Here is a 20,015-nt window from a genome sequence, read left to right on the forward strand (position 1 = left end):
GCGAGGCTTTAGGAGAAGCTGCAACTTCTCCAAAAAGCTTGAAAATCATTTCAAAGCCTTTGATTTAGTGTTCTTTTATATCAATAATGGATTCGTTTAATGCCAGCATACTTTTTGAAACACCACCAAATATTCTAGTTATTTGCGAAAAATGTCAGACATGCAAAAAAAAATCATTCACTCGGAATGTTTTTCAATGCGCTGTAGCAATTTGCTACACTTTTTAAATAATTTCTTTACCAAAAATCTCATTCAAACGCTCGCGATTTTCCTGAACAAAAGTCGGATCATTTTTGAGCTTATATTTCATCTCTTTCTTGAAATCATTCATGGATGCACCGGCCACAGCAAAATCCATTTGAAACATAATATCGTTCACAATAACATTCGCCTGAGAATCGGTTAAACAGCCTTCGATCTTAAACCACTTGCTGAACTGCGTATAATTCGGATCATTGGCATAGATATACCAGGAACGTACGGTCATATCAAACTTTGCCCCCAACTCTTTCACGATGGCATTATCATCAAAATCTACATCCAAATAGATTTGAGTCTTTTCGTTAAATTGCGGGAGAGCCGCTTCAGTATCTCCACTCATAATTTTAAACCGCACACCCACAATAGGACGGCCTTTCTTAATAGTGTCATATTCTAGCTGCAAACTGGTTTTAGTATTAATTTCTTCAACAATTTTATCCAGAATATAACGCCTAAAATCTACCCAACGGTCATATTTTTTTTCACCGATGTCAATCAACGCTTTTAAATTCTCTAAGGTGAGTTCAACTTCATAGGTGTCGAGATTCGCATACTTAAATTCATTTTTAACAATATAAGAATATAGACTCATACTTGTGACAGAGTCTAAAGCAAATAAATCTTTCAACTGGTAAGTGGTAAAATTCCCACTGGCCAGACGGGTGAAGTAAGGCAGCACTTCACTGGTAAAGCGAATCTGTAAGGCATTTTTGGCATCATCTTCCCAGCGCAGTTCCCGGATAATCGGTACCACAGAATGGACTTTTTTTACTTTACGCTTGACGTCATCTACAGGCTCTTCAATTACAAAATGAGCAACCCGAGATGAAAGTTCCCTATAAATCCGGTCAATAGCCACATTAATGGAATTCTTCTTATTGAGTCCTAACAATTCCCCCAAATCTTCTTTATGCAGATAGATATAGGTTTTCTCGGTAATTTCACGATCTTGGTTATTTTTTTCACCATAGTTTGCAACCGCCATTGCATAAAGCAGTGCCTTATATTCATTAGAAGACAATTCAATAGGGCGAATTAAGCGGTTACTGGTACTCACCACTCCATTCTGTCGAATATTGCCGATACAATAAGGTAAATATTCTATTTCTTGTTTTTCGTTAAAATCGCTCATAAGTGAAAAATTAAAAGTTATTCCCCCTATTTATACATAAAAGTGGAATAACATTCAACATCTTCACCTTACAGATTCACTTTAAGTGCTTATCCCTTTAAAAGGATGTGCTAAAGATCAAGAGTGGAAAGCATGTCATCATTTTTTTAGATTTAGCCTAATCCTTAACCCAAAGGTGGAAACTTTGAAAAAATTTCCACTTATTAGTGACAAGCTTTCCACTTTTATCAACTGAGAAGAGCTTAAATCGTTTTCTTTGCATTTTTTTGTGGCCAAAAATACCGTTATAAGTGAAAAAATCATTTGGTTTAGCACTTTTCAGTGACAAAGCTTCCACCTTTAGAGAGAATCAAGTACTAAATCGGACTTTTTTTTGCAATTTTTAAAGGGAAAACATAACTTATCCACAAGTATAAAAATAAGCGTGACAAGTCTTCCACCTTTAAAGTCAGATCATGATACTTATCAACAGATTAAAGTTTTGAATTTAAATATTTTTATAACTTAATTTCATGTTTTTTTTTAAACCAGTGACAAGTCTTCCACCATAGTGACAAGTCTTCCACCTTTCAGTGACAGCTCTTCCACCTTTCAGTGACAAGTCTTCCACCTTTCAGTGACAAGTCTTCCACCTTTCAGTGACAAACCTTCCACTTTTCGGTGACAAACCTTCCACCTTTAAAGACGTAAGATATTGTTTTAAAAAGGGAAAAATTGTCCTAATTATAATTACTTAATTATATTAATTAATACTAATTATAATTAGCTAGCTATATTTTATATAAAACTTTAATTTGTTTTCTTTGTTAGCCGATATTGATTCGTACTTTAATATCATTCAAATAAAGTGTAGCAAGTTGCTACAAGTTCCACTATATTAGGATCATTCGAATGGGGTCTGATATGACAAATAAATCGACTAAAATTATTGCTGTAGCAAACCATAAAGGTGGTTGCGGGAAGACCACCACGGTTGTTCATCTGGCTGCAGAGCTAGCAGACTTGGGGCATAAAGTATTGGTGATTGATTTAGATCCACAAGCCAATGCAAGTTTACATATCGGATTAAGACATCCGAGTGAGGTTGAAACCACTTCTGCTGAATTACTGGTAGGTGATTTGAACCTATTGTCTGATGCCTTACAAGAAGAAACCAATTTTAAAAATGTTTCTTTAATTTATGGTTCACTTACTTTAGGTAAAACAGAAGACCAACTTAAAGATGATGCCCCAAGACCCTCTGAAGAGCTCTCTAACAAGTTGGAATTATTAAACGGATTATATGATTTCATCCTGATTGACTGTCCTCCAAGCCTAAAACTTCTGACCAGTAATGCCTTGGCTGCATCTACCCATGTTATGGTGCCGATTGAATCCGGTTCACAATATGGCCTATATGGTGTCACTGACTTAATTAACCATTTAAGTAAAATAAGACGGGTCAATCCCGAATTGAAACTGTTAGGTGCTTTGCTGATTAAACATGATGAACGTCAAAACGTCTGTAAACTGATACGAGATGAAGCTTTAAGCCAGGTCGGCGAATTGTTAAAAACGACCATTCCAATGAGTACGAAAGTCAATCAAGCAGCAATTTTACAACAGCCATTGTTGCGCGTAGATAAAAATTCTAAAGTTCGTAAAGCGTTCCAAGATTTAGCGAAAGAAATCATCAATCGTGTTGAATAAAGGCACTCTGAGAATCCTATGGTAAGTACAAAAGAATTGTTGGCACAACGTCTTCAGCAAAATACTCAAAAGCATCAACAAGCTCAGCAAGAGCATGTCAACGATGTGAAAGAATTACGTCGTAATGTCCAAATTACAGACATTCAACCTAGTCCCAATCAGCCACGAAAAATATTCAATCAGCAAGATATTGAAGATTTAGCAGCCTCGATTGAGGAGATTGGATTATTGCAGCCGATTGCAGTTCGGCGAGTACAGGACAAATATGAGTTAATTGCAGGTGAACGACGCTTGAAAGCGCATCAAATTCTCAATAAAAACACCATTGAAGTGATTGTCATCGATGCATCAGATGAAGAAGTTGCACTGTTAACCTTGGCTGAGAATTTAAAACGGGAAGACTTAACAGATTATGAAATTTATGTCGGTCTGAGTTCTCTGGATGAGAAATTAAAAAAGAACAAGCAAAAGCTGGCAAAATCATTAGGCATGAATCGAGAGGATATGTATAAATATCTATCTTTCGAAAAATTACCGAAAGAACTGATTGCCGATTTAGAACAACAACCGACATTGTTGGCACGCACTGCCGCCACAGCTGTGAAAAAGTTTCTTTCAGATTATGAAGAGAATTACAGTAATGCTAAAAAAGCACTGCTAGAAGCTTGGGCGAAATTACTGAAAAAAGAAGTTGAGCAAACAAAACTGGCCTTATTGGCAGAAAAAATTTTAAAGTCGAAAGAAAACAAAGAGCCAATTAAAACGTCAATCGTGCATAAAATTGAATATGATGGAAAAGTCGCAGGGAATATCAAGTTTGATCACAACATTTTAAAAGTGTCATTAAAAATGAGTGAATTTGATGAGCAAAATTTACAAGAGCTGGAAAATTTGCTGAAAAAAATGCTGAAAAAATAAAATTAAAGCGCTGTAGCAACTTGCTACAGCGCTTTTTTCAATTTAGGTCGGAGAGGATTTCAAGTTACATTAAATAGAGTAATACAACCTAAGGTACCTGGGGGCTCAGTTGTTATATAAAATACTTTTATCTTTGAATCTGAATTTACGCAAGCTGATTCTGATTTCAACGATCCTCAGCGTTTCCTTTTTATTTGTGATTAGCCTGTTTATTCTGAATTATGTGGTTAAACAGCAACTAATTCAGAATTCACTCTCTATAAATGAAAAATACGCAGCCAAGATTGCGATGGGGGTGAATCGTGATGTCAGTAATATGTTGCAGGAGTTGCAGTATAGTGCTCAGCAATTAGGGCAAAACTTTTACAATACGCCACTGCGACAGGCTGAAGTCAAACGGCTCAAAAACCAGTCGAATAACTTTAACAGTGTTTTTATGGTGGGCCAGCAAAATCAGATACTTGCTTATGCACCAGTATCATTAGACCTAAAATTCCACACGCCCTATAATACAGCGGGTATTGTTGGATCACTTAAAAGCAAAAAGGCGTATATTTCGGCACCCTATTGGTCAAGCAAAAAAAATCTGGTTGTGTTGATATCACAGCCTATTTACGATGTGAATCAAAATTATAAGGGCTTTATCAGCGGTACGATTTATCTGCAGAAGAATAATTTAATCAGTGAAATGCTGTTCAATCAATTTGATTTCAAAAAAAGTTATATGTATGTGATTGATCAGCAGAACCGTATTATCTTCCATCCAGATTCGAGTCGGATTGGCGAAAAAATTGTAAATAATACTGGTCTTGACTATATCAATGAAAACAAGAAAGGATCCGTCCGTCTAACGAATAGCTTGGGGATTGATAACCTGGCCGGTTTTGCACATGTTCCCAGTGTGAACTGGATTGTGGTTTCACAGCAACCTACGGATGAACTTCTTAAACAGGCCAATGAATTAATTTTAAAAGTTTCTATTGGCATATTTATCTTTTATCTGTTTATTTTCTTTATCGTCTGGCGGATGTCGCTATTTATTTCTTCGCCGCTGAATCGTTTGGCGAAAATGGCCAGTATGTTAAATCGAAATGATATTCAGGATAAAATCAGTCAGGTTGATCCCTGGTATTTTGAGGTATTCAAGTTTAGGGCCTCGCTACTTTTGAGCTCCAAAACATTTAATAACAAGATCTCAGAATTACGCCAACATATCAATATTGACCCCTTGACTGGCCTTTATAACCGTCGTGGCATGCAATATCTTCTGGATGAATTAATCAGTACGGGTACTCATTTTGCGGTACTCGCTATCGATATTGATTTCTTTAAAAAGATCAACGATAGCTATGGACATGACCGCGGAGATGAGGTTTTAAAGCGATTGGCTTTTTTAATGCAGAAAAATTTCAGAAGTCATGATCTCTGCTGTCGCACTGGTGGGGAAGAGTTTATCGTATTGATGATGACCTCCGATATTCGTGTTGCTTTCAATGCAGCAGCACGTCTCAGAACGAGTATGCAAGTGAGTCAAATTGAAGGAATCAAAGAAGTTACCATTTCCGTGGGTATCGCATTCTGGCCGAGAGATTCAGTAAGCGTCAAACAGGTTTTTAAAATGGCAGATAATAAGCTGTATGAAGCGAAAAATAATGGGCGGAACTGTGTTCGTATGACGCAAAAATTAGCCAAGTAAAATGTCGGCACAAACAGGCTTGATTTTTTAAATCTTTTTCTGCTCAAGCATGTTCAGCACAGTGACCTTGCGGAGTTACATGAGCTTTAATCGAGATCAGCTTCAGTCTGTGCCCGAGCATGCACTGGTAAAATTTGGCATATTGGTCTGTCTGGGGAGCTTTAATGGATAAATAAAGTGAATTAAGCACGACAATTCATGTCCTTTTCCACCTTTTTACTGCTGCATGTTTTAGAATTTTAGGTAAAATCATTTTATTAATGATTTACTTATTTGGAATTCTATAACAATGACCCAGGTGCAACTGCAACAGCTACAAAAACAACTCTGGAATATTGCCAATACTTTGCGCGGCACCATGGGGGCAGATGAATTCCGTGATTACATTCTGGGTTTTATTTTCTTTAAGTATTTGTCGGAAAAGTCGGTTAATTTTGCTAATGAATTGCTGGATGGCGAAGAAGTCAGCTTTCTTGAGCTGGATGAAAGCAATCCTGAGCATGTGCCTTATATCAAAGAAATCAAAAAGAATGCCATTGCTGAAGTCGGTTATGCGCTCACACCAAAACAACTATTCCATACCCTGGCTGAGCGTGGCCGTCAGGGCGAATTCATTCTGGATGATTTAACTGCGACCTTAAAATCGATTGAGCAAAGTACCTTAGGTACCGATTCTGCCGATGACTTTGCCAATCTGTTTGAAGATCTGGATCTGAATTCGACCAAGCTCGGCAACAATGCCAGCGACCGTAATGCACTGGTGGCGAAAGTCCTCAGTCATCTGGATGATATTGATTTTGATATTTCCAATACCGAAGCCGATGTACTGGGGGATGCCTACGAATACCTGATTGGTGAGTTTGCCTCAGGTGCGGGCAAGAAAGCTGGTGAGTTCTATACCCCGCAAACCGTATCGACTTTACTGGCCAAGATTGTCACCCAAGGCAAGGAGCGTTTACGTTCAGTCTATGACCCGACTTGCGGTTCAGGTTCTTTGTTGCTGCGGGTAAAACGTGAAGTCAAAGATGTGGATATGATTTATGGTCAGGAGATGAACCGTACCACTTACAACTTGGCGCGCATGAACATGATTCTGCATGATGTGCATTTTGCCAAGTTCGACATCAAGCAGGAAAACACTTTAACCCGTCCGCAACATTTAGATAAAAAGTTTGATGCGGTGGTGGCGAATCCGCCATTTTCTGCAAAATGGTCTGCCGATCCGTTATTTTTACAAGATGAACGTTTTGCTGCGTATGGCAAACTGGCGCCAAGTTCTAAAGCCGATATGGCTTTTGTACAGCACATGCTGTATCAACTGGATGACAACGGCACTATGGCGGTGGTGTTACCGCATGGCGTCTTGTTCCGTGGTTCGAGCGAGGGCGTGATTCGTCAGTATTTGATTGAACAGTTGAACGTGGTGGATGCGATTATTGGTCTACCCGCCAATATATTCTATGGCACGTCTATTCCGACCTGTATTTTGGTGTTGAAGAAAAACCGTGAGCAGAGCGGCAATATTCTGTTTATTGATGCCAGCAATGATTTTGAAAAGCAGAAGAATCAAAACAAGTTATTGCCTGAGCATTTGGATAAGATTGTTGCGGCATTTGAACAGCGTGAAAATATTGAAAAGTATGCGCATGTGGCGACCTTGCAGGAAGTGAAAGATAACGATTACAACCTGAATATTCCGCGTTATGTGGATACTTTTGAAGCGGAAGCCGAGATTGATTTAGATGCGATTGCCCAACAGCTTCAAGCTTTGGAACACGACAGCCAAAAAACCGATGCCATCATTGCAGATTTTTGCAAAGAGCTAGGCATTGTTTCACCTTTTGCGGAGGTGAAGTAATGGCTGCGCCTAAGTTAAGATTTAAAGAATTTGATGGGGATTGGTCTGCGCAAAAATATAAAGATGTACTTACTATTAAATATGGTAAAGATCATAAATTACTTGAGGATGGAGAAATACCTGTTTACGGCACAGGCGGTGTGATGCGTTATGTCAATCAATACCTATACGATGGTGAAAGTATTCTTATCGGTCGTAAAGGTACAATTGATCAACCAAAATATGTAAATGAAAAATTTTGGACAGTAGATACTCTTTTTTATTCAGAAATTAAGCAGAATATTTATCCTTTATTCATTTATCAACACGCTTTGCAAGTGAACTGGCTTGGATTAAATGAAGCAACTGGTGTGCCTAGTTTAAATACAACCTCGATTAATAATGTTGATATTTATCTCCCATCCAAAGAAGAACAAACCAAAATTGCTTCTTTTCTTTCCGCAGTGGATGAAAAGATTAGCCAACTCACCCAAAAACATGAGCTGCTGAGCCAACACAAACAAGGCATGATGCAAAAGCTGTTTAGTCAGCAAATTCGTTTTAAAGCAGATGATGGGAGTGAGTTTGGGGAGTGGGAGGAAAAAATAATTGGTGAAATTGCTAATATTAAAAGAGGTGCTTCACCTAGACCAATTACAGATGCCAAATGGTTTGATGAAGAATCAAAAGTAGGTTGGGTACGCATTTCAGATGTTTCGAAAAGTAAAAAAATACTCGTAGAAACAGAGCAATATTTATCAAATGAAGGAATTCAAAAAAGCAGATTTATTCCTAAAGGTAATATTATTATGAGTATCTGTGCAACGATTGGTAAACCAATTTATACAGGTTTTGATGTCTGCATTCATGATGGTTTCGTTGTATTCAGTGAACTAAAAGCTTGGCATGAATATACCTATTATTATTTAGAGTACATTGAAAAGAATTGGTATCAGTATGGACAGTCAGGGACTCAAGTTAATCTAAATTCTGACATTGTTTCTAATGAAATTTTTCCATTTCCTTGCCTTGAAGAACAAACCAAAATCGCCAATTTCTTATCTGCCATTGACCAAAAAATTGAAGTTGTGGCACAGCAAATTGAACAAGCGAAACAGTGGAAAAAAGGCTTGTTGCAGCAGATGTTTGTCTAGGGGGAAAGTTATGGCAAATTGGCTAGTAACCGTGAATTATGCTGAGTTTGATTTAGAAGCAGCTTATGATGCTTTGCCGCAGATTTATTGGAAGAATTCAGCCACTAGTGAAGGTAAAGGGTTACAAATCAATGATATTGTTCATGTATATGTGACCCAACCCATCTCAAAGGTGATGTATCAATTCAAAGTTCTGGGGCATGCGGAAAACTCAGAATACCCAGTAGCGCAGAAAGTATTTTGGTCGGATAAAAAGAAAATTGAAAGTTATCTAGGTGGATACTCTATTTTTGAAAAGTTAAACAAAGTGGATAAATCCACTTTGTCTTTTGAATATTTCAGACAGGAAAACTTAATTCCTGATGCTCCTATTCAAGGCCGTCGCACAGATCGAGATAAAGCTTCAAATGATCCAATCCGCATTTTTTTAACTCACATTTTTAATGAGTTTAAAACTGATAGTGTGAATACCGACTATCCCGATGAAGCAGGTTTAGAAAATGAAACCTTTCCTGAAGGAGCTAAGCAAACGGTTTTAGTGAATAAATATGAGCGTAATCCTGAAGCAAGGGCTAAATGTATAGAAATTCATGGAACACGCTGTTATGTCTGTGGCTTAAGCTTTGAACATATGTATGGCTCATTTGCTAAAGATTTCATCCACATACATCATCTTAAGCCTTTGCACACGATTGGCGAAGAGTATGAAGTAGATCCTAAAGAGGATCTTCGACCTGTATGCCCGAACTGTCATGCCATGCTCCATAAAACCGAAAATGGTATTCCAATGACAATTAAGAGATTAAAACTCTTATATAGCGTTTCTTTGAGTAATCCACTTAGACAAACATTTGCAGAATAAATAATTCGAGATTTTTAATGCAGCTTTATCAAACCCAAGCACAGTCATTAGTAGAACTTACAGAAGATCCTTTTCGTTTGGAAAGAGAAATTCAAACCCTGTTTGAAAACAATCTTTACAGTTTTACAGGTCTGGAATTCATCAAGTCTGAATTCACCATTAAAAATAACCGTATTGATACACTGGCTTTCGATCCCGAAAGTCAGGCCTTCGTAATTATCGAATACAAGCGTGAACGCAATTATAGCGTGATTGATCAAGGCGTTTCTTATCTGAATCTGATGCTCGACTATAAGGCAGATTTTATCGTGGAGTACAACGAGAGCCAGAGCAAACAGCTTAAACGTCACGATGTCGACTGGTCACAAAGCCGAATCATCTTTGTTTCACCGAGCTTTACCGACTATCAAAAGCAGTCCACCAACTTTAAAGATTTAGGTATTGAGCTGTGGGAAATCAAACGTTATCAGGGTGGAATTGTTTCTGTCAATCCATTGCAGAAAGCCAAATCAGCGCCTTCAATAAAGCAAGTGCAAAAGGTTGAGTCTGAAGACATTCAAAAGATTGCCAAAGAAATTCAGCAATATGATGAAGCCTATCACTTGGCGGATAAGTCCGATGACATCAAAGAGCTATATGAGCAATTCAGGGACTCAATTCTGGGCTTAACTACCGATTTAGATATCCATCCTAAGAAAATGTATATCGCCTTCCGTAAGGGTAAGCGCAACTATGTCTATATGAGTATTGGGACAAAGCAAATTCGTATATGGTTGAATATGCCTTTTAATCAACTGGATGACCCGAAACAGCTCGCGAAAGATGTGACCAATATTGGACATTGGGGCAATGGCGATTGTGAGGTGATCGTGTCAGATACAGAAAATTTAGAATATATCTTGAGTTTAATTAAACAGACATTGAAGTGAATAATTTAAGATTTTAGAGGGGAAGGAAATGACAGTACAAAGCGAATACCAACTTGAAAACGAACTGATTGGCCAGCTGCAGCAATTAAGTTATGCCTCAGTCACGCTCAAGGACGAACGCCAGCTACTGTCTAACCTGAAAACTCAAATTGAACGCGCTAATGGACTTGCACCACTGTCTGAAACTGAATGGAAACAGGTCATCAGCTTTTTGAATACCGGAACGGTATTTGAACGGGCCAAGAATTTGCGTGATCTGTTCCCGGTCAAATTTGATGACGGTTCAAGTAAGCACATCTTTTTCCTGTCAGATGACCCCAGCAAAAACATCTATCAGGTGACCAATCAAATCACCATTGATCACCGCGACTATAATGGCAGAACCAGCCGTTTTGATGTGACTCTGTTGGTCAATGGTCTGCCACTGGTTCAGATCGAGCTGAAAAAGCGTGGCATGGAAATTGCCGAAGCCTTTAACCAAACCCAACGTTATATCCGTGAAGCGTATTGGGCTGGACAAGGTCTGTTTGGTTTTATCCAGCTGTTTGTGATCAGTAATGGTGCCAATACCCGTTATTATTCTAACGGCACCACAGGCATCGAGTTTGCCTTTCCATGGGCCGATGTCAATAACAAACACATCAATGAAATTGTCGACTTTGCCGAAGCTTTTCTCAATCAGCAGCATCTGACCCAAATGCTGACCCAATACATGGTGCTGCTAGAAACCACGAAAAGCCTGATGGTGCTACGTCCCTATCAGATTTATGCAGTGCAGAAAATCGTGCAGCATGTGCAAAACTCCGATCAGAACGGCTATATCTGGCATACCACCGGTTCAGGCAAAACCCTGACCTCGTTTAAAGCCAGCCAGATCATCATGCAAATGCCGGATGTGGAAAAAGTCCTGTTTGTAGTGGATCGTAATGATCTGGACACGCAAACCTCACGCGAATTTAATGCCTTTAAAGCCGAAAGTGTCGACAGCACCGATAGCACGCATACTCTGGTCAAGCAGCTGGATCAACGCCATGACAAACTGATTGTCACCACCATTCAAAAGCTCAATCGCGCCATCAGCACGGATCGCTATCTGGAATACATCGATTATCTCAAAGACCAGAAAGTGGTGTTTATCTTTGATGAATGTCACCGCAGCCAGTTTGGTGAGACCCATCAGAATATCAAGAAGTTCTTCAGCAATGCGCAGATGTTTGGTTTTACCGGAACGCCGATTTTTGAGGAAAACAGTCAGTCTAAAGCCGGCCTCAAACTCACCACGGATTATCTGTTTAATCAGTGTCTGCACCAGTATGTGATTGTCGATGCGATCCGGGATCGTAACGTGTTGCAGTTCCAGATTGATTACCGGGGTAAATACACGGCCAAGGGCATGCAGCACAACCTCGACTATGACGATGATGTCGAAGGCATTGATACCCGGGAGCTCTACGACAATCCACAGCGCCTGGAAATGATTGCGCGCTATATTGTCGATACGCATCCGACCAAAACTCGCAATGGTGAATTTACCGCGATGTTCTGTGTCAGTTCGGTCGATACCCTGACCCAGTACTATGAAGTGTTTGAAAAGGTTCAGGCCGAGAAACAGCAACAGGATGAAGAGCAGGGCCGACTGTTCAAACCGCTGACGATTGCGACGATTTTCTCCTATGCCGCCAATGAAGCAGTCCCAGTAGATGAGCAAAACGGGCTGATCCATGAAGAAGCAGCCGATATTCCCAGCCAGATCAATCCGTCCAGTCGCGACAAGCTGGACCGTTATATCGCCAAGTACAACCAGCAGTTTAAGACCAACTACAATTCTGGCGACCAGTTCTATGCCTATTACCGCGACATTGCCGATCGGGTCAAAAAGAAACAGATTGATATCCTGCTTGTGGTGAATATGTTTCTGACCGGTTTTGATTCCAAGCCCTTAAATACCCTGTATGTCGACAAGAACCTGAAATACCATGGCCTGATTCAGGCCTTCTCGCGAACCAACCGCGTCTTTAACGACAAAAAACCTTTCGGCAACATCATCTGTTTCCGTAACCTGAAACGCGCCACTGATGAAGCACTGGCATTATTTTCCAATAAAGAAGCGCAAAAAGTGGTACTGGTGCCAAGTTATGAAGAAATTCAGCAGGACTATGAAGTGGCAGTACAGAAGCTACTAAATATTACCCCTGATTATCAAAGTGTCGACGAACTCATCACTGAAGATCAGCAGCTGGCGTTCATTAAAGCCTTTCGAGAAGTGATGCGTTACAACGCCCAGCTGCAAACCTTTATTGAATATGATCAGGACCAGACTGCACTGGATAAACAGCATTTTGCCAACTTTGCGTCCAAGTATGCCGATCTATGTCGTGATGTACGCAAGACCACTAAAAAAGAAAAAGTATCGGTACTGGACGATGTCGATTTTCAGCTGGACTTACTGCACAGTGACCGGATCAATGTTGGTTATATCATCAACCTGCTACAACTGGCTGTGAATAGTGATGATGAAGACAAACGTAAGAAGTATGAAGCTCAGGTCTATGACCTGATTGGCAATGAAATCACCCTGTATGACAAGCAGGCGCTGATCCAGAAGTTTATTGAAGAAAACCTGCCCAAGATGATCAATGGCCAGAGCGTACAAACGGCCTTTGCTCAGTTCTGGGATGCTGAAAAAGAACAGGCCTATCAGTACCTCTGTACAGAAGAAAACCTGAAACCAGAAGCAATGAAGCAAGTTCTGGAACATTACGAGTTCACCAAACGTTTACCACGTAAGGAAGAATTGAAAGACTTGCTGAACTTTAAAGTGAAGCTGTTTGAACGGGAAAATGTGTTGAGTAATCTGCTGGTCAAGACCCGAAAGCTGATTGAAAAGTTTTATGTGGGGTTTTAACAGCAGCCTGTGAAGTGATCCAATAATCTAGAGCTAGAAGAGACTATTCATTTTGAAACTGCTTCAAATGATTTTGGACTTCTCATATCAGGTTACATCTGAAAAACACATATATTTTATATTGCGAATATGCGTATATTCATATATAAAGCTATGATTCATTGATAAGAGTAAAGCTCATGGATCAAATGCCAAAAGTCCAAATTTATCATAATCCAGCCTGTGGTACCTCACGCAATACGCTGGCTTTAATTCGCAATGCGGGAATTGAGCCTGAAGTGATCGAATATCTAGTTACGCCTCCTTCTCGTGATGAGCTGATTCAACTGATTTCTGATGCAGGTTTATCGGTAAGAGATGCGCTCCGTAAAAATGTCGATCCCTATACCGAGCTGAATCTAGATGATGCCGGCTGGAGCGATGAGAAACTGCTTGATGCCATGCTGCAACATCCGATCCTGATCAACCGCCCGTTGGTGGTTACCGAGCTTGGAACCCGATTATGCCGCCCATCGGAAGTGGTACTGGATATTCTGCCTTCGCCACAATTAAAAGCCTTTGCCAAAGAAGACGGTGAAATCATCGTGGATCAACAGGGCAATCGGGTAAAATAAAGTGTCCCCCCTACGAAAAAGCTTCAACTTGATTGGAGCTTTTTTATCTGAAAAACACATGGACGATGATCCATATCATTTACATACTGAATGAAATAGGTTCTTGAAGGATAAAGGAATTGGATCATCAGCAGGCAGTTTCCCCGTATCAGGTTTTGACAGAGAGTACCATTTTTCAAATCTTACACAGGCTACCGACTGGAAACTGTTGCGCAGGTCAATGGTTCAAAAATCTGCCGATGAGTGCATCGACCTGATCTCATCCCCCTAAAACCAGGAGCTTTAAATGGAAAGCATAATCGCGATTTTTGCCTGGCTGAATGATGTGCTGCTTAAAATGACCTGGCTCTCGGAAGGCGTGCGCTGGCTGGTCGAAAATGTCTTCGGTTTATCGGTGGTGACCCGGCTCGGTGGCAGTATTCACTTCTTTATTTATGATGTTTTTAAGATCTTTATTCTGCTCTCAGTCCTGATCTATAGCCTGTCGTATATCCAGAGTAATTTTCCGCCTGAACGCACCCGGCAGATTCTGGGACGCATGACCGGGATCAAAGCCAATATCATGGGGGCCTTGCTCGGCACCATTACCCCATTTTGTTCCTGTTCTTCCATTCCGCTGTTTATCGGTTTTACCCGTGCCGGACTGCCTGTGGGGGTGACCTTTTCCTTTCTGATTTCATCTCCCTTAGTCGATCTGGCTTCGATTATTTTATTGGCCAGTATTTTTAACTGGAAAAAGGCCCTGTTGGCTGCAACTGAAGAAGCAGTGAAAAGCACCGGTGTCAAAGCGGACATTGAGTATGTCACGGATATGATGCAGATTGCCGAAACCGGACTGTTAAGCACACCGGGTCTGATGATTGACAGTAAAATCGTATCGAGTGGTAAAATTCTGGAAGCTCAGGCTATCGCGGAACTGATCGAGAAAAATAAATAACTTCAAAATTAAAGTTGTAGCGAAGAAAACCAGTGGTTCAAGTCGCTGGTTTTTCTATATTGGAAGAAGAGGGAAACTGTTAAATCCAGCGCTTTCTGGCTGTGATATCCTGATCCAGATATAATTTTTCACTTGTACTATTTACTATATATATGGATATGTATATATTTGCATAATAGAAGGGGAGCAGCTATGGACCACGTTCAGTTTTTTAAATGTTTATCTGATGAAACACGTCTCAGTATTGTCCTGCTGATTGCGGAAAATAAAGAGCAATGCGTCTGTGATCTGACCGATAAACTGCAGTTAAGCCAACCAAAAATTTCACGGCATTTGGCCTTGTTGCGGTCTTGCGGTCTGCTCAACGATCGTCGGCAAAGCCAGTGGGTGTACTACAGCCTCAATCCGCAATTACCGGCCTGGTGCTTTGAAATTCTGGACGTACTGAAACGTAGTGACGTTCCGGTTTTATTTGATTCTTCCGCTCTATCGATTCAGAGCCATTGCGAGTAAGTTTTCATGAAATTTTTGTTTTTATGCACGGGGAACAGTTGCCGCAGCATTCTATCTGAAGTGTTGTTCAATAGCCGTGCGCCAGAAGGCTGGGTCGCTTACAGTGCTGGCAGCAAACCTTCCGGTCAGGTGCATCCCTTGACGCTTGAAACCCTGCACAATCTGGGCTTGTCGACTAAAGGCTTATCCAGCAAGACGATTGATGCCTGTGAACAGTATCAGCCAGACGTGGTGATTACCGTCTGTGATGCGGCTGCACAGGAAGCGTGTCCTCTTTATCTTGGCGGAGCGATCAAGGCGCACTGGGGCCTGTCTGATCCGTCACATTTAGAGGTGGATAAAGAAGAAAAAATGCAAGCCTTTATGAACACTGTTGAACATATCAATCGTCGCCTGGATACTTTGTTTAAACTGAACGTAGATGAACTTTCTCGCTCACAATTGATTGCAGCGATTAATCAAATTTCGAATGTTGAGTAAGTCACATGTCTGAAAAACGCATGTCCTTTTTAGATCGCAACCTGACGCTGTGGATTTTTATTGCCATGGCGTTAGGCATCGCAATAGGAAACTTTTTTCCTCAAGCATCGGTTGCTCTGGATCAATTCAGTATTAATTCAGTCAATATTCCAATCGCGATTGGTCTGATTCTGATGATGTATCCACCCCTGGCAAAAGTGGATTATGCGACCTTGCCACAAGTGTTTAAGGATAAAAAAACCCTGACGCTATCTTTAATTCAAAACTGGTTGATTGCTCCGGTACTGATGTTTGCGTTGGCTGTGATTTTTTTGCATAGCTATCCAGAGTATATGACAGGCGTGATCCTGATTGGTTTAGCTCGATGTATCGCCATGGTACTGGTGTGGAATGGTCTGGCCTGTGGTGATAACCAATATGTTGCAGCATTGGTGGCGTTTAACAGTATTTTCCAGATTTTATTCTTCAGTACCTACGCCTGGTTATTCCTGACCTTCCTTCCGCCATATTTTGGTATTGAAGCTCAAGTGATCAATGTTAGCTTCTGGACCATTACCCATGCTGTTCTGATTTATCTTGGAATTCCGTTCTTATTGGGTTTCTTAACGCGCTTAATTTTGGTGAAACAAAAAGGCGTGGAATGGTATCAAACCAGGTTCATTCCAAAAATCAGCCCGCTGAGTTTAATGGCTTTGCTGTTTACGATTTTGGCCATGTTTAGCTTAAAAGGGGGTGATGTTGTGAGTCTTCCACTGGAAGTTTTACGCATCGCGATTCCTTTAATCATTTACTTTGTGGCCATGTTCTTTATTAGCTTCTTTATGAGTAAATGGATGGGCAATGATTATCCAAAAACTGCTGCAATCTCATTTACTGCGGCTGGAAATAATTTTGAATTATCACTTGCAGTCGCCATTGCAACTTTTGGTATTGCTTCGCCGGTTGCTTTTACCACGATTATTGGGCCATTGGTTGAAGTACCTGTGTTAATTGCTTTAGTGAGTGTTTCACTGTGGCTAAGAAAGAAATATTTTAAAGAGGCTTGATATGATGAACCTGCCTAACGTAGATCCAAATCTTATTGAACAACCCACCTTTGAAAAAGTCCAAGCCAAAGAACTAGCTCATCCTCCTCGGATTTTACTGCTCTATGGGTCTAATCGGGAACGTTCTTACAGTCGCCTTGCAGTTCTTGAAGCTGGTCGAATCCTTGAATATTTTGGGGCAGAAGTAAAAATCTTTCATCCTAAAGGGCTTCCTTTACCTGAAGATGCGGATACTGAGCATCCAAAAGTAAAAGAGTTGCATGAACTTTTAGCATGGTCAGAAGGCATGGTGTGGTGTTCACCGGAACGACATGGTTCTATGAGTTCCATCTTTAAATCCCAGATTGACTGGATTCCACTGGCAGGGGGCGCAATTCGTGCCACTCAAGGAAAAACCCTTGCCTTGATGCAAGTCAGTGGGGGATCACAGTCCTTTAACAGTCTGAACCAGATGCGTGTTTTGGGGCGTTGGATGCGGATGATCACGATTCCAAATCAGTCTTCAATTCCAAAAGCATTCCTGGAATTTGAAGAAGATGGACGAATGAAGCCATCAGCATTCTATGACCGGATTGTGGATGTGATGGAAGAACTGTATAAATTTACCTTGCTGACTCGTGGTCAAAGCAAATACCTGACAGATCGTTATTCAGAACGCAAGGAATCGGCTGAAGAGCTTTCCAAACGGGTAAATCAGCGCAGTTTGTAAGACTGAATTTGCTTGATCAGGCTGTCCGGTCAATCAGAGAAATCAGCAGAAACCCGCTGAAAAAGCGGGATGCTGCATCAAGAACGACAGAAAAATGCAAGGGGAAAAGGCTTTGGACATAAAACAGATCGAAACAGATGTGATCATCATCGGTGCTGGACAGGCCGGTTTGTCCACGGCTTATTTCTTAAAGCGCAAGAATATTCCGTTTATCATCCTGGATGATCAGCCTCAGCCTGGAGGTGCCTGGCAGCATGCCTGGGAGTCCTTGCGTCTTTTCTCCCCGAATAGCTGGAGTTCGCTGTCGGGCTGGATGATGCCGGCGACCGAACAGACCTATCCGACCCGCAATGAGGTGATCGATTATTTGACCGCCTATGAGCAGCGCTATCACTTTCCTGTAGTTCGTCCGGTGCATGTGGAGCGCGTGGAAAACAAAGGGACATATTTAGAGGTCTATGCCGGGGAACAATCCTGGAAAGCCAAAGCAGTGGTAAGCGCTACAGGGACATGGAGCCAACCATTTATTCCCGAGTATGCAGGTCGTGAGCATTTTCAGGGTATACAACTTCATTCAGCAGATTATAAAAATGCTGAGTTATTTAAAAACAAGAAAGTCATGATCGTGGGTAGTGGCAACTCCGGTGCGCAAATCCTGGCCGAGGTTTCCCAGGTAGCTGAAACGCTTTGGATCACCCAGACACCGCCGCAATTTCTGGCAGATGATGTTGATGGCCGTGTCCTGTTCTTAAGGGCGACCGAGCGTTTGAAAGCCCAGCAGCAAGGTAGAAAGATCGAGCAGCCCATTGGTGGTCTGGGCGATATTGTCATGATTGATTCAGTCAAAGAGGCACGTGAGCGAGGCGTTTTACAGAGCAAGCGTCCATTTTCGGCTTTTACCGAACATGGCGTGATGTGGGAAGATGGCAGCACCGCGCAAGTGGATGCAGTGATCTGGTGTACCGGATTTAAGGCGGCGCTGAATCATCTTAGCAGCCTCGGGATTATCCAGCAGGACCAGACCATCGCAGTGAAGGATGGCCGCTCGGTTCAGCTGCCGAATTTATGGCTGGTCGGTTATGGGGAATGGACCGGTGCTGCTTCGGCGACGCTGGTCGGAGTTTCCCGGACATCCAGGGCAGTGGCCGATGAAATCGCTGCGTTTTTAGATTGAAATGACTTGATCCTGCTTCAAACGAAAAAATTGAGTGAATAGCATCTGCCTGCAACAAGTATCATATCCTATGGTCTGATGCTCGCGATGATCTGGCTACCTTTTAATCAGGTAACTTATGCCCACAATGCGGGCAGAAGAAACTTGTTTTTTTCCTGCTCGAGTTGTTCTTTCTTGCGCTCATGAATAAGCTCTAACAGGATATCCTGCATTTGCTCTGTGCTCAGCCCGACTTCTTTACGTAAAGTTTCAATTTTTTCTTGATCTTCAATCAAGTCAATTTCTGCGTCATCAAGCAGTTCACGAAATCTTAATTCCAGCTTGTGTTTGCGTTGTCTCAGCTCATTGGCCAGAATACCCGCAGGAAGTGCTGCCAGACCTACCCCTAAAATGGTAATTAAAGCCCCCAGAAAGCGGCCTAAGGGGGTGATTGGTGTCACATCGCCATAGCCGACTGTGGTCAGCGTCACCACCGCCCACCACATGGACGCAGGGATGGAGCTAAAGACTTCCGGTTGTGCCTTGTTTTCAACCACATATACCCCAGCCGCCGCAATGATGATCATGATCAGCAGGATAAAAATAACTGCCTGAAATGAGCCTTTTTCGCGCTTGATCACCCACAATAAAATCTGCAGGGAGACAAAATAACGGGTTAATTTGAGTAATCTGAATAATCGAAGGATTCGCAGGTAGCGTAAATCCAGATGTACAAAGAAATTAATATTTCCCAACCTTGGCAAGGTCACCGAGATTCATTACATCAAGTGATAATAATTATAAGCATATGATTTAAAAGGTAGTATATGAGTCTTTATGAATTAAAGTTTTGATCAATTTAGATCATTTAATGTTGTTTTGGTCACTTTTTTTAGATTTTTTATTTTATAAAAGTCACCTAGATTTTGGTTTCAATAAATTTAATTTAAAATAAAAATTTACCATATGGTAAAAATTTATATATCATCAAGTTGAACTGTACCAAGATTGTCGGAGAGGCACTGTTGCAAATAGAGATTTGAGTCGATGATGGTAAGCGTCCGCTGAACCCCATGCCTATTTTTTAATTTGAGTTGGATTTCCAGCGGTGTGGCAGTAATTCTTCTATTTGGGTCACTTTATGTGTCGGCAACCTTTTCAGAACATCACTTAAATAGGC

17 protein-coding genes and 3 pseudogenes are annotated in these 20,015 nt (G+C 41.1%); 17 read left to right on the top strand and 3 right to left on the bottom strand.

Annotation, left to right across the window (positions count from 1 at the left end; translation table 11 throughout):
• Window positions 1–100: pseudogene (locus tag FTU42_RS13370) on the top strand (IS1 family transposase); the annotation flags it as partial.
• A 123-nt stretch (window positions 101–223) separates the two neighbouring features.
• Here FTU42_RS13370 and FTU42_RS13375 read toward each other — a convergent pair.
• A complete protein-coding gene (locus FTU42_RS13375) occupies window positions 224–1,393 on the bottom strand; it encodes a replication initiation protein (protein WP_005093725.1) in 1,170 nt (389 codons plus the stop codon).
• Between the two features lie 903 nt (window positions 1,394–2,296).
• Between FTU42_RS13375 and FTU42_RS13380 the strand changes: the two genes are divergently transcribed.
• The 16 genes and pseudogenes from FTU42_RS13380 to FTU42_RS13450 all read left to right on the top strand — a co-directional run bounded on the left by FTU42_RS13380 (window position 2,297) and on the right by FTU42_RS13450 (window position 18,856).
• On the top strand, window positions 2,297–3,082 hold the full coding sequence (locus FTU42_RS13380; protein ID WP_035337428.1) for a ParA family protein: 786 nt from the start codon (window positions 2,297–2,299) through the stop codon (window positions 3,080–3,082).
• Between the two features lie 18 nt (window positions 3,083–3,100).
• Window positions 3,101–4,000 carry a ParB/RepB/Spo0J family partition protein gene (locus tag FTU42_RS13385; RefSeq protein WP_005093722.1) on the top strand — a complete coding sequence of 300 codons (900 nt, stop codon included), beginning with the start codon at window positions 3,101–3,103 and terminating at the stop codon, window positions 3,998–4,000.
• Window positions 4,001–4,109: 109 nt separating this feature from the next.
• A complete protein-coding gene (locus FTU42_RS13390) occupies window positions 4,110–5,696 on the top strand; it encodes a sensor domain-containing diguanylate cyclase (protein ID WP_005093719.1) in 1,587 nt (528 codons plus the stop codon).
• Between the two features lie 289 nt (window positions 5,697–5,985).
• Window positions 5,986–7,554, top strand: coding sequence for a type I restriction-modification system subunit M (locus FTU42_RS13395; protein WP_159516672.1), 1,569 nt, complete (start codon window positions 5,986–5,988; stop codon window positions 7,552–7,554).
• Window positions 7,554–8,687, top strand: coding sequence for a restriction endonuclease subunit S (locus FTU42_RS13400; RefSeq protein WP_159516671.1), 1,134 nt, complete (start codon window positions 7,554–7,556; stop codon window positions 8,685–8,687). The genes FTU42_RS13395 and FTU42_RS13400 overlap by 1 nt, the downstream gene beginning before the upstream one ends.
• A 10-nt stretch (window positions 8,688–8,697) precedes the next feature.
• Window positions 8,698–9,549 carry an HNH endonuclease gene (locus FTU42_RS13405; protein WP_159516670.1) on the top strand — a complete coding sequence of 284 codons (852 nt, stop codon included), beginning with the start codon at window positions 8,698–8,700 and terminating at the stop codon, window positions 9,547–9,549.
• Window positions 9,550–9,566: 17 nt separating this feature from the next.
• A complete protein-coding gene (locus FTU42_RS13410; RefSeq protein WP_159516669.1) occupies window positions 9,567–10,478 on the top strand; it encodes a DUF5655 domain-containing protein in 912 nt (303 codons plus the stop codon).
• Between the two features lie 28 nt (window positions 10,479–10,506).
• Window positions 10,507–13,383 carry a type I restriction endonuclease subunit R gene (locus FTU42_RS13415; protein ID WP_159516668.1) on the top strand — a complete coding sequence of 959 codons (2,877 nt, stop codon included), beginning with the start codon at window positions 10,507–10,509 and terminating at the stop codon, window positions 13,381–13,383.
• Between the two features lie 179 nt (window positions 13,384–13,562).
• Window positions 13,563–13,997, top strand: a complete 435-nt coding sequence (gene arsC, locus FTU42_RS13420) for an arsenate reductase (glutaredoxin) (RefSeq protein WP_005093706.1) — start codon at window positions 13,563–13,565, stop codon at window positions 13,995–13,997.
• Window positions 13,998–14,283: 286 nt separating this feature from the next.
• A pseudogene (locus FTU42_RS13425) lies at window positions 14,284–14,745 on the top strand (permease); the annotation flags it as partial.
• Window positions 14,743–14,934, top strand: coding sequence for a thioredoxin family protein (locus tag FTU42_RS15050; RefSeq protein WP_354666952.1), 192 nt, complete (start codon window positions 14,743–14,745; stop codon window positions 14,932–14,934). The pseudogene FTU42_RS13425 and the gene FTU42_RS15050, both read left to right, overlap by 3 nt.
• Window positions 14,935–15,126: 192 nt before the next feature.
• Window positions 15,127–15,447, top strand: coding sequence for a metalloregulator ArsR/SmtB family transcription factor (locus tag FTU42_RS13430; RefSeq protein ID WP_005093699.1), 321 nt, complete (start codon window positions 15,127–15,129; stop codon window positions 15,445–15,447).
• Between the two features lie 6 nt (window positions 15,448–15,453).
• Window positions 15,454–15,927 (top strand): arsenate reductase ArsC, encoded by a 474-nt coding sequence (locus FTU42_RS13435; protein ID WP_074382687.1) that lies wholly within the window; start codon window positions 15,454–15,456, stop codon window positions 15,925–15,927.
• Window positions 15,928–15,932: 5 nt separating this feature from the next.
• Complete coding sequence (gene arsB, locus FTU42_RS13440; RefSeq protein WP_005093695.1) at window positions 15,933–16,973, top strand: ACR3 family arsenite efflux transporter; 1,041 nt, start codon at window positions 15,933–15,935, stop codon at window positions 16,971–16,973.
• A gap of 4 nt (window positions 16,974–16,977) precedes the next feature.
• On the top strand, window positions 16,978–17,682 hold the full coding sequence (arsH, locus tag FTU42_RS13445) for an arsenical resistance protein ArsH (protein WP_035337425.1): 705 nt from the start codon (window positions 16,978–16,980) through the stop codon (window positions 17,680–17,682).
• A 94-nt stretch (window positions 17,683–17,776) separates the two neighbouring features.
• Complete coding sequence (locus tag FTU42_RS13450) at window positions 17,777–18,856, top strand: ArsO family NAD(P)H-dependent flavin-containing monooxygenase (RefSeq protein WP_005093691.1); 1,080 nt, start codon at window positions 17,777–17,779, stop codon at window positions 18,854–18,856.
• A gap of 103 nt (window positions 18,857–18,959) precedes the next feature.
• Here FTU42_RS13450 and FTU42_RS13455 read toward each other — a convergent pair.
• Window positions 18,960–19,581, bottom strand: a pseudogene (locus FTU42_RS13455) (potassium channel family protein); the annotation flags it as partial.
• A 338-nt stretch (window positions 19,582–19,919) separates the two neighbouring features.
• A partial coding sequence (locus tag FTU42_RS13460) for a transposase domain-containing protein (protein WP_141192730.1) occupies window positions 19,920–20,015 on the bottom strand: 96 nt, incomplete at its 5' end.

The sequence above is a fragment of the Acinetobacter sp. YH12102 genome, assembly GCF_013419125.1.
GTDB classification, from domain to species: domain Bacteria; phylum Pseudomonadota; class Gammaproteobacteria; order Pseudomonadales; family Moraxellaceae; genus Acinetobacter; species Acinetobacter pseudolwoffii.

What these genes read in the sequence shown, in the direction of transcription:
- arsC (WP_005093706.1), top strand. Translation starts at nt 13,563, where the DNA reads ATGGATCAAATGCCAAAAGTCCAAATTTATCATAATCCAGCCTGTGGT.
- FTU42_RS13385 (WP_005093722.1), top strand. Translation starts at nt 3,101, where the DNA reads ATGGTAAGTACAAAAGAATTGTTGGCACAACGTCTTCAGCAAAATACT.
- FTU42_RS13435 (WP_074382687.1), top strand. Translation starts at nt 15,454, where the DNA reads ATGAAATTTTTGTTTTTATGCACGGGGAACAGTTGCCGCAGCATTCTA.
- arsH (WP_035337425.1), top strand. Translation starts at nt 16,978, where the DNA reads ATGAACCTGCCTAACGTAGATCCAAATCTTATTGAACAACCCACCTTT.
- FTU42_RS13400 (WP_159516671.1), top strand. Translation starts at nt 7,554, where the DNA reads ATGGCTGCGCCTAAGTTAAGATTTAAAGAATTTGATGGGGATTGGTCT.
- FTU42_RS13375 (WP_005093725.1), bottom strand. Translation starts at nt 1,393, where the DNA reads ATGAGCGATTTTAACGAAAAACAAGAAATAGAATATTTACCTTATTGT.
- FTU42_RS13410 (WP_159516669.1), top strand. Translation starts at nt 9,567, where the DNA reads ATGCAGCTTTATCAAACCCAAGCACAGTCATTAGTAGAACTTACAGAA.
- arsB (WP_005093695.1), top strand. Translation starts at nt 15,933, where the DNA reads ATGTCTGAAAAACGCATGTCCTTTTTAGATCGCAACCTGACGCTGTGG.
- FTU42_RS13380 (WP_035337428.1), top strand. Translation starts at nt 2,297, where the DNA reads ATGACAAATAAATCGACTAAAATTATTGCTGTAGCAAACCATAAAGGT.
- FTU42_RS13415 (WP_159516668.1), top strand. Translation starts at nt 10,507, where the DNA reads ATGACAGTACAAAGCGAATACCAACTTGAAAACGAACTGATTGGCCAG.
- FTU42_RS13430 (WP_005093699.1), top strand. Translation starts at nt 15,127, where the DNA reads ATGGACCACGTTCAGTTTTTTAAATGTTTATCTGATGAAACACGTCTC.
- FTU42_RS13450 (WP_005093691.1), top strand. Translation starts at nt 17,777, where the DNA reads ATGCAAGGGGAAAAGGCTTTGGACATAAAACAGATCGAAACAGATGTG.
- FTU42_RS13395 (WP_159516672.1), top strand. Translation starts at nt 5,986, where the DNA reads ATGACCCAGGTGCAACTGCAACAGCTACAAAAACAACTCTGGAATATT.
- FTU42_RS13405 (WP_159516670.1), top strand. Translation starts at nt 8,698, where the DNA reads ATGGCAAATTGGCTAGTAACCGTGAATTATGCTGAGTTTGATTTAGAA.